This is a genomic window from Venatoribacter cucullus (assembly GCF_016132445.1).
Taxonomy (GTDB): Bacteria; Pseudomonadota; Gammaproteobacteria; order Pseudomonadales; family Oceanobacteraceae; genus Venatoribacter; species Venatoribacter cucullus.
Genome location: NZ_CP046056.1, coordinates 2,172,247 through 2,188,613, shown reverse-complemented (window position 1 = coordinate 2,188,613; position 16,367 = coordinate 2,172,247). Strand labels below are relative to the sequence as shown.

16 protein-coding genes are annotated in these 16,367 nt (G+C 57.2%); 9 read left to right on the top strand and 7 right to left on the bottom strand.

Going from position 1 to position 16,367, the window contains the following annotated elements; all coding sequences use genetic code 11:
* Positions 1-54 precede the first annotated feature (54 nt).
* Complete coding sequence (gene rnk, locus GJQ55_RS10385; protein WP_228344896.1) at positions 55-456, bottom strand: nucleoside diphosphate kinase regulator; 402 nt, start codon at positions 454-456, stop codon at positions 55-57.
* Positions 457-620: 164 nt separating this feature from the next.
* A complete protein-coding gene (locus GJQ55_RS10380; protein ID WP_228344895.1) occupies positions 621-2,465 on the bottom strand; it encodes an ABC transporter ATP-binding protein in 1,845 nt (614 codons plus the stop codon).
* 262 nt (positions 2,466-2,727) lie between these two features.
* On the opposite strand from GJQ55_RS10380, the gene GJQ55_RS10375 reads away from it, so the two are divergent.
* A complete protein-coding gene (locus GJQ55_RS10375) occupies positions 2,728-3,891 on the top strand; it encodes a type III PLP-dependent enzyme (protein ID WP_228344894.1) in 1,164 nt (387 codons plus the stop codon).
* A 98-nt stretch (positions 3,892-3,989) separates the two neighbouring features.
* Here GJQ55_RS10375 and GJQ55_RS10370 read toward each other — a convergent pair whose 3' ends face one another.
* Positions 3,990-5,381: an RsmB/NOP family class I SAM-dependent RNA methyltransferase gene (locus tag GJQ55_RS10370; RefSeq protein WP_228344893.1), complete on the bottom strand. Its 1,392-nt coding sequence runs from the start codon at positions 5,379-5,381 to the stop codon at positions 3,990-3,992.
* Between the two features lie 186 nt (positions 5,382-5,567).
* Here GJQ55_RS10370 and GJQ55_RS10365 point away from each other — a divergent pair, with 186 nt between their 5' ends.
* The 4 genes from GJQ55_RS10365 (at position 5,568) to groL (ending at position 9,089) form a co-directional block, all read left to right on the top strand.
* Positions 5,568-6,416, top strand: coding sequence for a metal-dependent hydrolase (locus tag GJQ55_RS10365; protein ID WP_228344892.1), 849 nt, complete (start codon positions 5,568-5,570; stop codon positions 6,414-6,416).
* A gap of 64 nt (positions 6,417-6,480) precedes the next feature.
* Complete coding sequence (locus GJQ55_RS10360) at positions 6,481-6,975, top strand: FxsA family protein (protein WP_228344891.1); 495 nt, start codon at positions 6,481-6,483, stop codon at positions 6,973-6,975.
* A gap of 131 nt (positions 6,976-7,106) precedes the next feature.
* Positions 7,107-7,400: a co-chaperone GroES gene (locus tag GJQ55_RS10355; protein ID WP_228344890.1), complete on the top strand. Its 294-nt coding sequence runs from the start codon at positions 7,107-7,109 to the stop codon at positions 7,398-7,400.
* Positions 7,401-7,448: 48 nt separating this feature from the next.
* Positions 7,449-9,089 carry a chaperonin GroEL gene (groL, locus tag GJQ55_RS10350; RefSeq protein ID WP_228344889.1) on the top strand — a complete coding sequence of 547 codons (1,641 nt, stop codon included), beginning with the start codon at positions 7,449-7,451 and terminating at the stop codon, positions 9,087-9,089.
* A 135-nt stretch (positions 9,090-9,224) separates the two neighbouring features.
* On the opposite strand, the gene GJQ55_RS10345 is transcribed toward groL, so the two are convergent.
* From GJQ55_RS10345 to GJQ55_RS10335, 3 genes are all read right to left on the bottom strand, one after another.
* Positions 9,225-9,431, bottom strand: coding sequence for a DUF2798 domain-containing protein (locus GJQ55_RS10345; protein WP_228344888.1), 207 nt, complete (start codon positions 9,429-9,431; stop codon positions 9,225-9,227).
* A 141-nt stretch (positions 9,432-9,572) separates the two neighbouring features.
* Complete coding sequence (locus GJQ55_RS10340; protein ID WP_228344887.1) at positions 9,573-10,142, bottom strand: hypothetical protein; 570 nt, start codon at positions 10,140-10,142, stop codon at positions 9,573-9,575.
* A 376-nt stretch (positions 10,143-10,518) separates the two neighbouring features.
* On the bottom strand, positions 10,519-11,334 hold the full coding sequence (locus tag GJQ55_RS10335; RefSeq protein WP_228344886.1) for a hypothetical protein: 816 nt from the start codon (positions 11,332-11,334) through the stop codon (positions 10,519-10,521).
* Between the two features lie 117 nt (positions 11,335-11,451).
* On the opposite strand from GJQ55_RS10335, the gene GJQ55_RS10330 reads away from it, so the two are divergent.
* Positions 11,452-12,711, top strand: a complete 1,260-nt coding sequence (locus GJQ55_RS10330) for a glycosyltransferase (RefSeq protein WP_228344885.1) — start codon at positions 11,452-11,454, stop codon at positions 12,709-12,711.
* A 50-nt stretch (positions 12,712-12,761) separates the two neighbouring features.
* Positions 12,762-13,136 (top strand): VF530 family protein, encoded by a 375-nt coding sequence (locus tag GJQ55_RS13480; RefSeq protein WP_479266819.1) that lies wholly within the window; start codon positions 12,762-12,764, stop codon positions 13,134-13,136.
* Positions 13,137-13,148: 12 nt separating this feature from the next.
* On the opposite strand, the gene GJQ55_RS10320 is transcribed toward GJQ55_RS13480, so the two are convergent.
* Positions 13,149-13,472 (bottom strand): hypothetical protein, encoded by a 324-nt coding sequence (locus GJQ55_RS10320; RefSeq protein ID WP_228344884.1) that lies wholly within the window; start codon positions 13,470-13,472, stop codon positions 13,149-13,151.
* A 242-nt stretch (positions 13,473-13,714) separates the two neighbouring features.
* On the opposite strand from GJQ55_RS10320, the gene GJQ55_RS10315 reads away from it, so the two are divergent.
* Both GJQ55_RS10315 and GJQ55_RS10310 read left to right on the top strand, forming a co-directional pair.
* The gene (locus tag GJQ55_RS10315) at positions 13,715-14,596 is read left to right on the top strand and encodes a hypothetical protein (protein ID WP_228344883.1); all 882 of its coding nucleotides are present in this window, start codon (positions 13,715-13,717) and stop codon (positions 14,594-14,596) included.
* Positions 14,597-14,600: 4 nt separating this feature from the next.
* A complete protein-coding gene (locus GJQ55_RS10310; protein WP_228344882.1) occupies positions 14,601-16,352 on the top strand; it encodes a DUF3592 domain-containing protein in 1,752 nt (583 codons plus the stop codon).
* Positions 16,353-16,367: the final 15 nt, after the last annotated feature.

The following is a 16,367-nucleotide window of genomic DNA, read 5'->3' as shown; positions in this document are numbered from 1 at the left end:
CCGGAGCAGGCGGATTTGTGACCGGTTTGGCGCAAAAAATCCATATTATAACGATTAACGGTGAAATTCCCCGGCGCGCTCCGGCTGGTAGATAATTTCCTCAATACGGACGCGCAGGGTCCGGCCTTTCGGGCTTGGCCACTCAATTTCAGCACCCACTGATAAACCCAGCAGCGCGGCGCCAACCGGTGCCAGAATGGATACCGTACCTTCCTGGCCAGCGTCTTTCGGATACACCAGGGTCAGGCTGAATTCGGCATCGTCCGGTAATTCGCGGAAGCGCACGGTGGAGTTCATGGTGACGACATCACCGGGAATATCCTTCGGGTCCATGACATTGGCCCGCTCCAGTTCCGATTCCAGTTCGTCTTTACCCGGGAATTGGGTTTTTTCCAGCAAGCGTTCCAGGCGTTCCAGATCCAGTGCCGACAGAATAATTTCGGGTTTTGTACTCACACTATCCTCACAATCAATAAACAGCCGCCGTTAAAAAACAGCAGGCGCAGTCATTAATATGCTGCGCTGCCGGACGGCGGTAATAAAAAATAATAAACAGAAGCTACCCCGCTTACGCTGGAAAAACAAGAGGGCGGGGCTGGGGATCCTCTGAATAACTCGGTTTAGTCGTCGCCGATAAATCCACCGGTCTGGTGCGCCCACAGCTGGGCGTAAATGCCGCCCCGGGCGATCAGTTCCTGATGCGTGCCCTGTTCGGCAATGCGGCCTTCGTCCAGCACAATCAGGCGGTCCATGGCGGCAATGGTCGATAACCGGTGGGCAATGGCGATGACGGTTTTGTTTTCCATCAGCCGGTACAGGCTGGCCTGAATGGCGGCTTCCACTTCCGAATCCAGTGCTGAGGTGGCTTCATCCAGAATCAGAACAGGCGCATCTTTTAACAGCACCCGGGCAATGGCAATACGCTGGCGCTGGCCACCGGACAGCTTTACGCCACGCTCACCGACCTGGGCATCCAGCCCGGTGTTGCCGTCGGGATCGTACAGGTCGACAATAAAGGTATCGGCTTCGGCCTGGCGACAGGCTTCCAGCAGTTCCGCTTCGCTGGCATCGGGTTTGCCGTACAGAATATTGTCGCGCACGCTGCGGTGCAGCAGCGAGGTATCCTGAGTAACCATACCAATATGCTTGCGCAGGGAATCCTGGGTGACGCTGCGGATATCCTGGCCATCAATCAGAATGCGGCCGCCGTTCAGGTCATAAAAACGCAGCAACAGGTTCACCAGCGTCGATTTGCCGGCGCCGGAGCGGCCAACCAGGCCGACTTTTTCACCGGCTTTGATATGAATGTTCAGGTCGCCGAACACCTCGCGGCCGGGTTTGCCATCGTGACCCGGATAATGAAAAGCGACGTGCTCCAGGCGGATTTCACCCTGTGGTACCTGCAGCTGGCCGGCATTATTGGCATCTTCAATCTGCGCCGGTTTGGCCAGGGTTTGCATGCCATCGGCCACCGTGCCGAGGTTTTCAAACAACGCGCCTACTTCCCACATAATCCACTGCGCCATACCGTTAATGCGCAGCGCCAGTGAAATGGCAATGGCAATGGCACCAACGCTGATGGCACTGTCCAGCCACAGCGCAATCGACAAGGCCGCCACGGCGAACACCAGCAGGTAGTTAATGGTGTTGACCGCTACGTTAAAACCGGTGGCCAGGCGCATTTGCCGGTACACGGTATCCATAAAGCCCTGCATGGAATCCTGCGCGTAGGCGGTTTCGCGGTCGGTGTGGGAAAACAGCTTCACCGTCTGGATGTTGGTGTAGCTGTCGACGATGCGGCCGGTCATGGCCGAACGGGCATCGGCCTGCTCGGTGGCTACCTGTTTCAACCGCGGCACAAAATAAAGCTGTACGCCGATATACAGCAGCAGCCAGGCCAGCATGGGCAGCATTAAGCGCCAGTCGGCCATCGCCACGATCACCAGCGCGGAGGTGAAATACACCAGGATGTACACCATCACATCCAGCAGCTTCATCACTGTTTCGCGCACCGACAGCGCGGTTTGCATGACCTTGGTAGCAATCCGGCCGGCAAAATCGTCCTGATAAAAAGATAAGCTTTGCTTCAGCAGATAGCGGTGGGCCTGCCAGCGGATGCGCATCGGGTAGTTGCCCAGCAAGGTCTGATGTACCAGAGCCGCATGCAGGAACACCACGGTCGGCATAATCACCACCAGTGTTACCGCCATCAGGCCCAGGCGCCAGCCTTCTTCCTGCAGCAGGGTGTCAGGGGTTTTCTGTACCAGCCAGTCCACCAGTTCGCCCATAAAACTGAACAGCGTGACTTCCAGCGTGGCCATCAGCGCCGTCAGCACTGACATGGTCAGCAGCGGCCATTCCAGCCCGCGGGTGTAATGACGGCAAAACGCATACAGCCCCTGTGGGGGTTGCTGCGGGTGTTCGGGCGGAAAGGGGTTCACAAAACGTTCAAACAGTCGGAGCATAATGACGAGGACAAATTGGTTGAAAAACAGCCCGACACCTTAGCCGAGAGGGGCTAAGATTGTAAGCGAAGCGGTTTGGTAACACTGTTCTGCAGAAATGATCAGCCGGCTTTGAGCAAAGAAACTGATCGCCAGTCGTGTTACGATCACAAACCATGATCGTTAAGACAAGGAATTATCGCTGTACATCAGCTCAGATAAGCCTATCTTTGCGCGACTTTTTTCACTCTTATCACTACCGAGTAAGGAGGTAGCGAGCCCAATGGTTATCAAGCCTGAAGACTACTACGACGCCGAGACCTTTGCCCGTCTTAAGACTTTTTCCGACCAGCACGATACCCCCTTTATGGTATTGGACAGTAAGACCTTCACCCGTCAGCTGGATGAGCTGATTGAAGCCTTTCCTTACGCCAAAACCTACTACGCCATTAAAGCGAATCCGATGCCGGAGTTGCTGCGTATTCTGCGTGACCGTGGCTGCTGTTTTGACGTGGCGTCCCGCTATGAGCTGGACAAGGTAATGGCCGAGGGTGTGACAGGCGATCGTATCAGCTACGGCAATACGATTAAAAAGCCTAAGGATATCCGCTACTTCTACGAGAAAGGCGTTACCCTGTTCGCTACCGATTCCGAAGCCGACCTGCGCAACATTGCCAAGGCCGCCCCGGGTTCGCGCGTATTTGTGCGCATTCTGACCGAAGGTTCAGAAACCGCTGACTGGCCGCTGTCACGTAAGTTCGGTTGTCAGACCGATATGGCGATGGACCTGTGCCTGCTGGCCCGTGACCTGGGTCTGGTGCCTTACGGCATTTCCTTCCACGTAGGTTCACAGCAGCGTGACATTGGCGCCTGGGATTCTGCGATTGCCAAAGTGAAGGTAATTTTTGAGCGTCTGAAAGACGAAGACGGCGTTAACCTGCGCATGATCAACCTGGGCGGTGGCTTCCCGGCCAACTACATCAGCCGTACCAACGACCTGAAAACCTACGCCGAAGAAATCACCCGTTTCCTGCGTGAAGACTTTGGTGATGAGTTCCCGGAAATCATCCTGGAACCGGGGCGTTCGCTGGTGGCCAACGCCGGCCTGCTGGTGAGCGAAGTGGTCCTGATCAGCCGCAAAGACCGCACCAGCCTGCACCGCTGGGTATTTACCGACATCGGTAAATTCGGTGGCCTGATCGAAACCATGGATGAGTCCATCAAGTATCCGCTGTTTGTGGAGAAAAAGGGCGAAACCGAAGAAGTGGTACTGGCCGGCCCGACCTGTGACAGCGCGGACATTCTGTACGAAAACTACAAGTACGAACTGCCGCTGAATCTGGCTATGGGTGACCGTCTGTACTGGTTCTCCACCGGTGCTTACACCACCACTTACAGTGCGATTGAATTCAACGGCTTCCCGCCGCTGAAATCTTTCTGCATCTGATTCAGCCGTAACACGACTGCCGAAAACACCGCCCTGCGTCAGCACGGCGGTGTTTTTTTATGAGCCTAATCCGGAATAAGCAATGGCAGACAGCCGGATTACTCCGGCTTGCGCAGCAGCGCCACAAACATACAGTCGCTGTCGTGGTGCGGGGCACCCAGTAAGCGCTGCTCCTGCACGCTGAAGCCACTGGCGGTGGCGAAGCGGGCCACTTGTTCTTCGTTCTCGGCGCTCAGCCAGCTGCAGGTGGCGTAGGCCAGCAGGCCACCGGGGCGCAGTGCGGCGGCAGCCTGGGTTAACAACTGTTGTTGCAGCGCCAGCAGTTCCTGCAGGCTGCTGTCGTTAAAGCGCCAGCGGGCGTCCGGGTTGCGGCGCCAGGTGCCGGTGGCGGTGCAGGGCGCATCGACCAGAATTTTGTCGAACCCACCGTGGCGGGCAATTTCCTGTGGCAACCGCAGCGGTTCGTTACCGTTCCAGACGAAGGTACGGATATTGCGCGCGCCGGCGCGGCTGGCGCGGCGTTTCAGTTCATCCAGTTTGTAGCTGTGCAGGTCGGTGGCCACTAACGCGCCCTTGTTCTGCAGTCGGCTGGCCAGTGCCAGGCTTTTGCCGCCGGCCCCGGCGCAGGTATCCCAGATTTTTTCACCCGGTTGCGGGTCCAGTGCCAGCACAATCTGCTGGCTGGCGAAATCCTGCACTTCAATGCGGCCGCTGCGGAACAGCGCACTTTGCTGCACGCCTTTGCCGCCGGTGGCGCACAGGGCGTTATCGCGCAGCTGGGCGCTGATGCCGTCTTCCTGCAGTTGTTGCTGCAGCTGGCGCAGGGTATCGGTATCGGCCGGGCCCTGCAGTTCATTCACCCGCAGCCACAGCGGTGGTTGCTGGTTCTGCATATTCAGAAAACGTTGCAGGTCGGCCGTGGCCCAGCCACTGCGGCGGGCGCGTTCCTGCAGCAGCGGCAGCCACTGCGGGCGTATGCCGTGCCAGAGCAGTGCCAGCGGGGATTGCGGCGCATTTTTTACCTGAGTTTCCAGGCGCTGAAATAAGGCCAGCCGCTGCTCCTGCTGGCGCACGGCGCGGGTAAAACCCCAGCCGCGCAGACTGCGCAGTTCAATCCAGTACCAGAAGGCGGTGGGGTGCAGCTGGCGGGTGTCGTCTTCCTGCCAGCGGCTATCCCAGGCGTTCAGATCAAGGTTGTTATCGTCCAGCAGGGCTTCCAGGGCGCAGGCCAGTTGCTGAAAGCGCAGGGCATGAAACATGGCTTCGCTGTGGGTCAGCACCTGGCTGAGTTCAGCTTTGGGATGGCGCTGGGCGCGCAGCCAGCGGTCCAGCGGAGGTTTGGGAGTGCTGTGTTGCCACTGCGTCCACAGGGTTTGCAGTTCTGCCCGGATACCGCTGTTCTGGGCAGCAGAGCGGCTTTTGCCGTTGTTGCGCGGTTTGGCCGGTGCGCGGCGGGAATTGGAAGCAGAGCGGGGACGGGAAGAACGCATGACACAACCTGAAGAAATATACCGGCGGCGATTCTAACACTGAAGGCTGTGGATGCGTGACGACAACCGGTACAAAGCCGCCGCCGGTCAGCGCCGGATTGCCCGTATTTCACCCGGCCAGCCTTATTTTGCTGTGCCATAGTGCCCGGGTGCCGGTGTTTATCCGGCCTGACGCGGAGAAACCCAATGAGCCAGAATAACCATAATCAACCCCGGCCATTTGAGATCAAACCACGGCGCATGGCCTTCGATACCGATGCCCCGATGAACAAATACACCTTTAATAACAACTCGCTGGTCAGTACGTTTTTTTACGCGCTGTCGGCGCTGTTTCCCGATGGCGAACGCTTCTTTATTCATTCGGTGCGCAATTACCAGAATGAAATCGACGATCCGGTATTACTGGCACAGATCCGCGGCTTTATTGGTCAGGAAGCGCATCACGGCCATTCGCACGAAGGTCTGAATAAGGCCATCGGTGACATGGGCTTCCCGATGCAGGAAATTACTGGTCGTTTGCAGCAACGGGTGGCCATGCTGAAAAAGCACCTCGGGCGTGGCCGGCAACTGGCCTTAACGGTGGCGATGGAACACTTTACGGCGTCTATGGCGGAGTTTCTGCTGAAAAATCCCGAGATTCTTGATCCGGTCGACCCTACCGTGCGCAATATGCTGATCTGGCATGCGGTGGAAGAAATCGAGCACAAAGCCGTGGCTTTTGATGTGTTCCGCCTGAAGGTGAACAACGAGCGGATGCGCAAACGGGTAATGGTGATTTCAATGTTCAGCCTGTTCTCGCGTATTGCCTATTACCAGTTCCTGTTACTGAAGGCCGACCGGCATTTTCCCAGCCTGAAAGAATGGGTTGAAGCCACGCGCTTTTTCTGGGGCAAAAAAGGCATTCTGCGCGACAACCTGAAATCCATGCGGCAATTCTTCCGCACCGGTTTTCACCCCTGGGATATTGACCAGCAGTACCTGATCGACGGCTGGCAACAACGCCACCCCGAGGTGGCTGCCTTACAGATTCAGTAAGCAGGCTTGTAATCCCGGCCCGGGCACCCATATAACGCTCTGTTGTTATTCACCGGAGCTGCCCGTGCCGTTTCTTATCCTCTTTATAGTGCTGCCGATTCTGGAACTGACCGTCATGATTAAGGTTGGTACGGCTATCGGCGCACTGTCGACCGTTGGTCTGATTCTTCTCACTGCCATTGTCGGTATGGTGCTGATCCGCGCCCAGGGCTTAATGACCTTGTTGCGGGCGCGTGAAAAACTGGCCGCCGGTACCTTGCCAGCCCGCGAGCTGGCCGAGGGTTTTCTGCTGGCCTTTGCCGGCGCGCTGTTGATTGTGCCCGGCTTTATTACCGACGCTCTCGGCGCGTTGTTGTTGCTGCCGCCGGTGCGTAAGGCTCTGGCGGGGTCAGCCTTAAAGGCGCTGCAGATGAAAGGAACCGTCACCATGTACCAGAGCCACAGCGTGGGCGGCGAGCGGGATGTATTCGATGCCACCGACAACCGCATTACCCGCCAGCCGGGGCAGCGTCAGCCGCCAGCGGATGTGATCGATGGTGAATACCGCCGCGAAGACTGAAAATTTTTACCCGGGGGTGTTGAAAAGCCTTGGTCTCACCCCCAGAAACCGAGCACACAATTTTGGGGCCCGCCTGATAAGGCTGCCCCGGTTATCAGCAAACATTGCTTAAACAGTGGAGAAAACCTCAAATGAAAATCCGTCCTTTACACGATCGCGTGGTAGTGCGTCGCAAGGAAGAAGAGCAAACCACCGCTGGTGGCATTCTGCTGCCGGGTTCTGCTGCTGAAAAACCGAATCAGGGTGAAGTGGTTGCCGTCGGTACTGGCCGTGTTTCCAACGATGGCAGCGTTGTTGCCATGTCGGTCAAAGTAGGCGACACCGTGGTATTCGGTAAGTACTCCGGCTCCAACACCATCAAAATCGATGGTGAAGACCTGCTGATCCTGAACGAAAGCGAAATCTACGGCGTTATCGAAGCGTAATTCTGTTGTTAACCGTATTTCACTGACCCCGAATTTAAGGAAACCGAAATGGCTGCTAAAGAAGTAAAATTTGGCAATGACGCCCGCGTAAAAATGCTGGCGGGTGTAAACGTACTGGCGAACGCCGTTAAAGTGACCCTGGGCCCGAAAGGCCGTAACGTGGTGCTGGAAAAATCCTTCGGCGCCCCGACCATCACCAAAGACGGTGTGTCCGTTGCGCGTGAAATTGAACTGGAAGACAAGTTCGAAAACATGGGCGCGCAGATGGTGAAAGAAGTGGCGTCCCAGGCCAACGATCAGGCCGGTGACGGCACCACCACCGCCACCGTACTGGCGCAGGCCATTGTGAACGAAGGCCTGAAGTCTGTGGCCGCGGGCATGAACCCGATGGACCTGAAGCGTGGTATCGACAAAGCCACTGCGGCGGTGGTTGAAGCCCTGAAAGCTCAGGCCAAACCCTGCACCGACACCAAGTCCATTGCTCAGGTTGGTACTATTTCTGCCAACGCCGATGAATCCGTCGGCCGCATCATTGCCGAAGCCATGGAAAAAGTCGGTAAAGAAGGCGTGATCACCGTTGAAGAAGGCAAAGGCCTGGAAGACGAACTGGAAGTGGTTGAAGGCATGCAGTTCGACCGTGGCTTCCTGTCTCCGTACTTCATCAACAACCAGGAAAAAATGGTCGTCGAGCTGGACCACCCGCTGGTGCTGCTGGTCGACAAAAAAGTCGACAACCTGCAGGAACTGATCCCGGTTCTGGAAGCAGTGGCTAAGTCTGGTCGTCCGCTGCTGATCGTCGCTGAAGACGTTGAAGGTCAGGCGCTGGCCACGCTGGTGGTGAACAACCTGCGCGGTACCTTCAAAGTAGCCGCCGTAAAAGCCCCGGGCTTTGGTGACCGTCGTAAAGCCATGCTGCAGGACATTGCTGTACTGACCGGTGGTCAGGTGATTTCTGAAGAAGTCGGTATGTCGCTGGAAACCACCACGCTGGACGTACTGGGTACTGCCAAGAAAGTGGTGATCAGCAAAGAAAACACCGTGATTGTTGACGGTGCCGGTTCCGCTGATGGTGTGAAAGCCCGTGTCGAGCAGATCCGTGCCGAAATCGCCGCTTCTACTTCTGACTACGACAAAGAAAAACTGCAGGAACGCGTGGCCAAACTGGCGGGCGGTGTTGCCGTCATCAAAGTCGGTGCCGGCTCTGAAGTGGAAATGAAAGAGAAGAAAGACCGCGTGGATGACGCTCTGCACGCAACCCGTGCCGCAGTAGAAGAAGGCGTGGTTCCTGGCGGTGGTGTGGCTCTGGTGCGCGCTCTGACTCAGGTGAAAGTGGTTGGCGACAACGAAGATCAGAACGTCGGTATCGCCCTGGCCCTGCGCGCCATGGAAGCCCCGATCCGTCAGATCGCTGCCAACGCCGGCGCGGAAGGCTCTGTGGTGGTGGATAAAGTGAAAGCCGGTTCCGGCGCCTTCGGTTACAACGCCGCCACTGGTGAGTACGGCGATATGATCGAGATGGGTATCCTTGACCCGGCCAAAGTAACCCGTACCTCACTGCAGGCGGCGGCGTCTGTGGCCGGTCTGATGATCACCACCGAAGCCATGGTCGCCGAGCTGCCGAAGAAAGACGCACCGGCCATGCCAGACATGGGTGGAATGGGCGGCATGGGCGGCATGGGCATGATGTAATGCCCAACCGCTGAGCCTGCTCAGCAGAACAGCGCCTGCATTCAGGGCACTGAAAAACCGGCCTCACGAGGGCCGGTTTTTTTATGGTCGTTATTCACTGCTCAGGATTGACGGGTATTGGTTGGAATCGGAGTGTTACTTAAACCGCAGCGACAATTTCTGAATGGTCGGGCCGGTAATAAACGCAATGACAAAAGCGGTCGGCCAGGCCAGTACCCAGGCTTTCAGCCAACGGGCGAAGAAGTCCGGGGCGGCGCCCAGATTGATAAAGGTGATCCACAGGGTCATCAGCACCGATAAGGTGAATGACATCATCAGAGTAAAGGCGAGGCGTTGTTTCATGATGTTTACGGACGGTCAGCCACAAAGCCCCAAGCCTACTACTTAAGAGGTAGCGGAAAAACCCGCTTTTCTGCAACGGGTTATTCAGATAAAGCAACAGTATAGCCGGAAGGTAATATACTGTCCGGTGGTTGGCTGCGATCAGTTCGGTTGCAGCAACAACAAATGCTCCGGCGCCACCGGTGCACTCAGATAGGCCAGCCCCAGTTTGTTCAGATAATCCATACGGTCGCCGCGCAGCGGATCGATGTCCGGCTTGCTGATACCACAGGCGTCGTACAGTTCCCCCAGCCACAGCAGATACAGGTTGCCCGGTTCCAGCACCAGTGCCGCACCACCGGCGTCGGTGGTTACCTGTTGTTGCAGGTCTTCCGGCAGGTTCAGTTCAAACACCACCGGCTGTTCGTCGCTTTTCATATAGACGCTGCGGGTGTGGGCTTTTTCATTGGCCCAGAAATACGCCAGCTCTTTGCTCTGGGTAATAAACAAGGGATCTTTGTGGTCGCTGATGTCGTGACCAATGGTACCCAGGGTTTTGAACTGACGGGTCAGCAGTTCCAGGTCACCGCTGCCATGCAGGCCGTGGGCCTGAATGGAAGGAATAAGGCCGGAGGCGGTGCCGTGATACCAGCGGCCGGTGCAGGCAAAGCCTGATTCAGACAACAGCTGGCGGGCATCCTGCAGGTAGGCGGGGACGGTGAATTCGTTCATAGCAGATTCCACAAGGCAGGCCCGTAAAGGGCATTTGGGCTTAACGGATACAGAAAGGCCGGCATTATAGCAGCTAGGGAGCCTCTGAATAACTCGGTGCCCGCTCTGGATTGCAGGAAAGTTCTGAATCACGAAGCTGGGTTGCAGGCATAGCGGGCTCTGGCAAAAACCGGCGACACCGAGTCAGGACTTTCCTGCAATTCCCGCAGGGCGCGGCTTTCCGGCCCACATAGCGGTGTTGGCGAATTTGAAAAGAACTCGCCATTCTCTGCATTCGCCGCCTTGCTCTGCCGTCCGGAAAGACTCGCGCAGAGCTGTGCAGAGTTATTCAGAGGCTCCCCGGGGCGCGGCGGAATAACCCGCCGCTACCGGTGATTCAGGCCGGTTGCCGGCGCGCGCGCAGCCAGCCGTAGACCAGCAGGTACGCCACCGAGCACAGCAGGGAGCTGGCGGTGCCCCAATGCAGCCCCAGCAGTGGGTACAGATAGCTGACCGCCAGGGCGTATACCACCAACGCACCAATACCATCCGGGTAATGTTTAATGGTGGCGCTGACCACCGCCGTGCCATAGCTGACGTGCAGAATCAGTAGCAGCGGGAAAAAGCTTACCGGAAAGGCCGCCAGCAGGCCGGCACGTTCCGGACCAATAACGGCCGCCAGTCCGGTAATCAGCAGAATGGAGCCGGCCGCGATATTGGCACGGAACATCAGGGTATTGGATTTTTTGCTCAGCAGGGCGGCCAGCCAGTTGGCCGGCGGTGCGCTGCGGTTAATCTGGGTTTCGGTAATGTCGCGGAACAGCGTACGGAACAGAAAAATGGCCGCGACCACCACCGTCAGGCTGACCCAGCGGTTGGCGGGTAAAAACTGCAGGATCAGGCTGCTGGCAAAAAAGCAGGCAAACCCACTCAGCACCGCCACCGGTAACCACCGCAGCCCGGCGCGGCGTTTCACCACCTGCCAGTAGCCATAGGCAAAGCAGATAGCCGAGGTCAGGCCTGCCAGGGCAAAGACCGCGCTGCGGGCGGCAAAGTCGGTGCCTTGTTCCCAGCCAAAAAAATACAGCGCAATGGCGGTGCCCAACGGAAAACCGGCCAATAAACCGGCATGGCGCGGGCTCATGCGCTCGGCCACCTGGGCCAGTAAGGACACGGTGAAAAACGTAACCAGAATTTTTGCCAGCAACAGCACAATGCATACTCCGCAACGGTGAGCCGGCAGTTTAGCACCCACGCCGTAATACAGAAGAGGCAGGGCGCCGGGCTGCGGCTAATGGCGTATAATCGCTATTTTTCTGCAGCCACTGTTATGAATAAAACCGCCCTGATTATTGGCTATGTCTGGCCCGAGCCCAATTCGTCAGCCGCCGGCAGCCGTATGCTGCAGCTGATCCGTGCCCTCCAGGACGGCGGCAATCAGGTGCATTACGCCTCGCCGGCGGAATTCAGTGAGCACGCGGCCGATTTACCGGCACTGGGCATTACCCCGCAACGCATTGCGTTAAATTGCTCGTCTTTTGATGATTATGTGCAGCAGCTGCAGCCCGCGCTGGTGTTGTTTGACCGCTTTATGATGGAAGAACAATTCGGCTGGCGGGTAGAAAAATTCTGTTCGCAGGCGCTGCGCATTCTGGATACCGAAGACCTGCATTGTTTGCGCCATGCGCGCCAGCAACAATTCAAAGCCGCAGTAAAATTGTTGGCTGAAGAGGCGCCGCTGCCGTTGCAGGTCGACAATGAGTTTTTATTCAGTGAAGTGGCGGTGCGGGAAATTGCCGCTATTTTGCGTTGTGATCTGAGCCTGATGATTTCAGCGGCGGAAATAGAAATATTGCAGCGGCGCTTTCAGGTGCCGGCCACGCAGCTGTTGTATCTGCCCTTTATGGAAGATCTGCCGCTTCGGGCGGCGGGACCGGATTTTTCTCAGCGCCAGCATTTTGTCGCTATTGGAAATTTCCGCCACGAACCGAACTGGGATGCCGTACGCTATTTAAAAGAAGCATTATGGCCGCGTATCCGCCAGCAATTACCCCAGGCTGAGTTGCATATTTATGGTGCTTACCCACCACCGAAAGCCACGCAGCTGCACAATGCCCGCGAGGGGTTTCTGGTAAAAGGCTGGGCCGATGATGCCATCCGGGTTATTCAGCAGGCACGGGTAATGCTGGCGCCGTTGCGTTTTGGAGCCGGTTTAAAAGGCAAATTAATCGATGCGGCGCGCAGTGGCACGCCGGCCGTTACCACCGGTATCGGTGCCGAAGGTATGTACGATGCCGGCGCGGAACCGGTACTGCTGGCCAATGGTGCCGAAGAGTTTGCTGCCGCGGCGGTGCGGTTATACCGCGATGAAACACTGTGGCAGTTATTGCAGCAGCAGGGGCTGGGGTTGATTCAGCAGCGCTTTGCCTATGCTGTGCATGCTCCACGCCTGCAGCAACAGTTACTGCAGTTGCAGGGCAGCATTGCTGAGCATCGCCGGCAACATTTTTACAGCCAGATGCTGCGTCACCACAGCCTGAAAAGCACTCAGTACATGGCGCAGTGGATTGAAGCCAAGACCCGGCGCTGATTTTCTTTTACAATTTTTCCTTATTCTTAACGGCCACCGGACTTCTGCTTATGACTCTTTCACCCGCTGATAATGCCTCTGCTGGTGCTGCCAAAGACCCGCTGCACGGAGTGACGCTGGAACAATTATTAACCCGGCTGGTGCAGGAACTGGGGTGGGCGACGCTCGGTGATCTGGTGCGGATTAATTGTTTCCGCAGTAACCCCGGTATTAAATCCAGCCTGAATTTTTTACGCCGCACACCCTGGGCGCGGGCGCAGACCGAGGCCGTATATATCGGCTGGGTACAGGGGGAGGATGTTGCGGCAATTCGTACGCGCCTGAAAAGTATGGCCGCCGCCGGGCCCGCCAAAAGCAAACCTGCGCCGGGGAAAAAAAACACTGCTAAGGCCGCGGTTAACCCCTGGCATAAGCACCCGGGTTAAACCGGGCCGCTGTTATTCTTCCCAGACTACCCGCACCGGTTCACCAAAATCGTCGTAAATCACTTTTTTACGCGGCCGTTTGGGTTTTTTTGAAGCGGCAGGTTTATGGGTTTTGCGCTGCTCTTCGCGGCGCTGGTCAATCACCTTCAGCACATCCGAGACCGGCGTGCGTTCTTCCCGGGGTTTATCGAACGCCACCGGCTGACCATAGCGGCCATCCTGCAAGCCCGAGGCACCGCGGGGTACTTCCGTAACGGCGCCGCCGTGCAGCAGAAAATCTTCTACTTCCTGCGACAGTTGTTCACGAACGGTGTTTTTCGAGGGGCGTTTCTGCATGGCATGGCGAAGCCGGGCGATGAATGATCCGTCAGTATAGTGAATCCGGCCGGAATAAGAACCCGCCAGGCCGGGGTTTCGGTGAATGTCGGCCGGGTGGCGGAATCCGGCCTTTACCTGGGTGTATTTTTTGTTAGCCTGCCAGTCTGATGACCCACACCGGGATCTTTGTTAATCGCCGTTTTTCCGGCTCCGACCAGGATGTTGTGCCAGTGTCTTTCTACTCCCGTTCTGGGCGTTCCTTGTCTTCTTTGTTGTTTGCGCTGTTGTTTATCCTGGCGGGACTGCTGCCGGCTGTTTGGCTGGTTTTGGTACCGGCACTGGAGGCCTGGCAAAGCCAGGGGTGGGACGGGCTGGCATACTTGCCGGTACGCCCGGATCAGCTGCTGTTTGTGGCGCTGTTATTGTTGCTGTTTGGCGGTATCGGCAGCGGTTTGTTGTATCTGTTCTGGACCACCGGCCGTGCCGATGTGCAGCAACGCGAATTGTTGCAGAATGGCCCGCCGGCGGGCGCCAGTATTGCCAGTATTCAGCAGCATGGCAGTTGGTTATTTGGCTGGCTGGGTGGTTTGTTGCTGGTGGTTTCGGTGCCGCTGTGGTGGTTTTTACCGCAAGCGCTGGCGCAGCAGCAATACGGCCGGCTGCTGCTGGTGTTGATACCGGTCGGCGGCCTGTGGTTGTGCTGGCGGGCGTTTACCTTGTGGCGGCGTTTTCAGCGTATTGGTGCCACACCGCTGGTGGCCGAAGCCTTACCCGGCCGGGTGGGCGGGGCGCTGAGTGGCTGGTTCCGCTGCCCGCCGGGACGGTTCCGGCAGCCACCTGCAGCGACACTCCGTTGTCTTGAGATGGTGCAGTCTGGCCCTGCGGACCGCCGGCGCACCGAGTTTTTTCTGCGCTGGCAACATCAGCAAACGGCCGTAGTGCAGCGCGGGCGGGTACAGATGTCGTTTTTAATTCCGCTGTCCTGTATGCCCACCGGTGACAGCCAGCAGGGCAGGATTCATTGGGAACTGAGTTGCGGCGGTGTTTTAGAACAGCCTGATGGTGAGCACACAGAATTTTTCCGCAGTTGGCGGGTGCCGGTGTTGCCGGTTTTACAAGCATCATCAATAAAAAGGACATAGTGGTATGGCTAAGCGGGCCGGCAGCGGTAAATCCATTGGCGGATTATTGTTTGGTTTATTTTTTTTGCTGGGCGGATTGGTAGCGGGTTATTTCTCCGTATTAAAACCGCTGGGACAGACGGCGCTGGCCATGGCCTGGCAACCTGTCCCGGCGCAGATGAGTGAGTTGCAGCTTAAATTCAATAAAGACTCTGCCAGTAAAGTGGTGGGCCGCTATGAATACCAATACGCCGGCCAGACCTACCAGTCCGGGCGCATCAGTTTTTATGCCGGCTATGACAATGTCGGTGATTACTGGGAACAACTTTACCGGCACCTGCAACGCCAGCAGGAAACGGGGCAAGTAACGGCCTGGGTGAATCCTCATCAGCCGGATGAGGCGGTGCTTGACCGCAGTGTCCGCGTTCCCATGCTGGTGTTTGGTGGCGTCTTTATGCTGCTATTTGGCGGCATCGGGGCGGGTATTATGGTCTGGTCGTGGCGCGCTGACCGCCGCGGTGAACAGGAGCAGCGTCTGTTAGCCGGTGAGCACAGTGCCTTACCCGCTGGTATTGCCAGCAATGAACGTCATTCCGGCTGGTTGCTGTATGGCATTGGTGCAACGTTTATTCTGATTACTTCGCCGGCCTGGTGGGCGCTTCCGGATGAACTGGGCAAAGGCAATCATGGCATTCTCGCGGTACTTATTTTTCCGTTAATTGGTGCTGGTCTGGTGCTGGCCGGCTGGTTGTCGTTCCGCGGTTATAAACGGATTGGTCCAACACCGTTTTTTCCGGATCCATTGCCCGGTTATGCCGGTGGCCAGGTCGGTGGTTATTTTGAGCTGGACGGCCGCAGTCCGGTGTCGCGTTTGCGCTGCCGGCTTGAATGTGTGCATGTGTACAGCAGTGGCAGCAGCAAGAATCGCAGAACACATAGGGATGTACTGTGGCAGGAAGAACGGCTGGCCATACCCGAACATGACCGGATGTATATGCAGTTTGAGGTGCCGGAAGAGTTACCCGCCAGCGGAGCGCCCGGTTACCGTGGCAGTATTCTCTGGACCTTAACCTGTGAAGGTGAATTACGGGTGCCGCAGCCCAACAGCGATACCAGGCTGCGGTTGCCGTTGTCGCGCAGCTGGACTATTCCGGTGGCCGCCGGTGCCGGGCGGGCGCAATGGCAGGCGCCGACCAGCGTACAGCAACAGGAACAGCAGCAACGCCGGCAACAGGCGGCAGAATCCGCTACCCGGCAGATTGCCGCCCGGCAACAGGGCGATACGCTGCAGCTGCACAGCGCCGCGGCCCGCAATGCCGGCACCAGTGTGCTGTTTATGCTGATGGGGCTGCTTTTTGCCGGTATCGGTATTTTTATGCTGCAGGTCGCCCGTGACGACGGCGGGATGTTGTGGCTGTTTCCGCTGCTGTTTACGCCAATGGGTTTGTTGGTGCTGTGGCTGGGTGTGTCGTCACTGGGGCGCAGCCTGGAGGCCGATATTCGCCCCGGCCAGGTACGCATGGTGCGCCGCTTTATGGGGCGCCCTTTGTATCAGCGGCAGGCCCAGCTACGCTCCCCGGAACAACTGCAGGTGGAACTGACCATGACGGCCAACATGAATGGCAAGGTAACGGAATACTTTCGCGTCGTGGCGACGGATGAACAACGCAAACTGGTACTGGCGGAAAGTATTGCCGGCCGTGAAGCGGCCGAGCAGATCCGTCAGAATATTATTGCGGTTGCCTGTCAGGACCTGACGGCTGAACTGATTATCTGACGACGCTTGATTGTT

Excerpts from the sequence above, each read along its gene's own strand:
- GJQ55_RS10380 (WP_228344895.1), bottom strand. The coding sequence starts at position 2,465 with ATGCTCCGACTGTTTGAACGTTTTGTGAACCCCTTTCCGCCCGAACAC.
- GJQ55_RS10375 (WP_228344894.1), top strand. The coding sequence starts at position 2,728 with ATGGTTATCAAGCCTGAAGACTACTACGACGCCGAGACCTTTGCCCGT.
- GJQ55_RS10370 (WP_228344893.1), bottom strand. The coding sequence starts at position 5,381 with ATGCGTTCTTCCCGTCCCCGCTCTGCTTCCAATTCCCGCCGCGCACCG.
- GJQ55_RS10365 (WP_228344892.1), top strand. The coding sequence starts at position 5,568 with ATGAGCCAGAATAACCATAATCAACCCCGGCCATTTGAGATCAAACCA.
- GJQ55_RS10355 (WP_228344890.1), top strand. The coding sequence starts at position 7,107 with ATGAAAATCCGTCCTTTACACGATCGCGTGGTAGTGCGTCGCAAGGAA.
- groL (WP_228344889.1), top strand. The coding sequence starts at position 7,449 with ATGGCTGCTAAAGAAGTAAAATTTGGCAATGACGCCCGCGTAAAAATG.
- GJQ55_RS10345 (WP_228344888.1), bottom strand. The coding sequence starts at position 9,431 with ATGAAACAACGCCTCGCCTTTACTCTGATGATGTCATTCACCTTATCG.
- GJQ55_RS10340 (WP_228344887.1), bottom strand. The coding sequence starts at position 10,142 with ATGAACGAATTCACCGTCCCCGCCTACCTGCAGGATGCCCGCCAGCTG.
- GJQ55_RS10330 (WP_228344885.1), top strand. The coding sequence starts at position 11,452 with ATGAATAAAACCGCCCTGATTATTGGCTATGTCTGGCCCGAGCCCAAT.
- GJQ55_RS13480 (WP_479266819.1), top strand. The coding sequence starts at position 12,762 with ATGACTCTTTCACCCGCTGATAATGCCTCTGCTGGTGCTGCCAAAGAC.
- GJQ55_RS10320 (WP_228344884.1), bottom strand. The coding sequence starts at position 13,472 with ATGCAGAAACGCCCCTCGAAAAACACCGTTCGTGAACAACTGTCGCAG.
- GJQ55_RS10310 (WP_228344882.1), top strand. The coding sequence starts at position 14,601 with ATGGCTAAGCGGGCCGGCAGCGGTAAATCCATTGGCGGATTATTGTTT.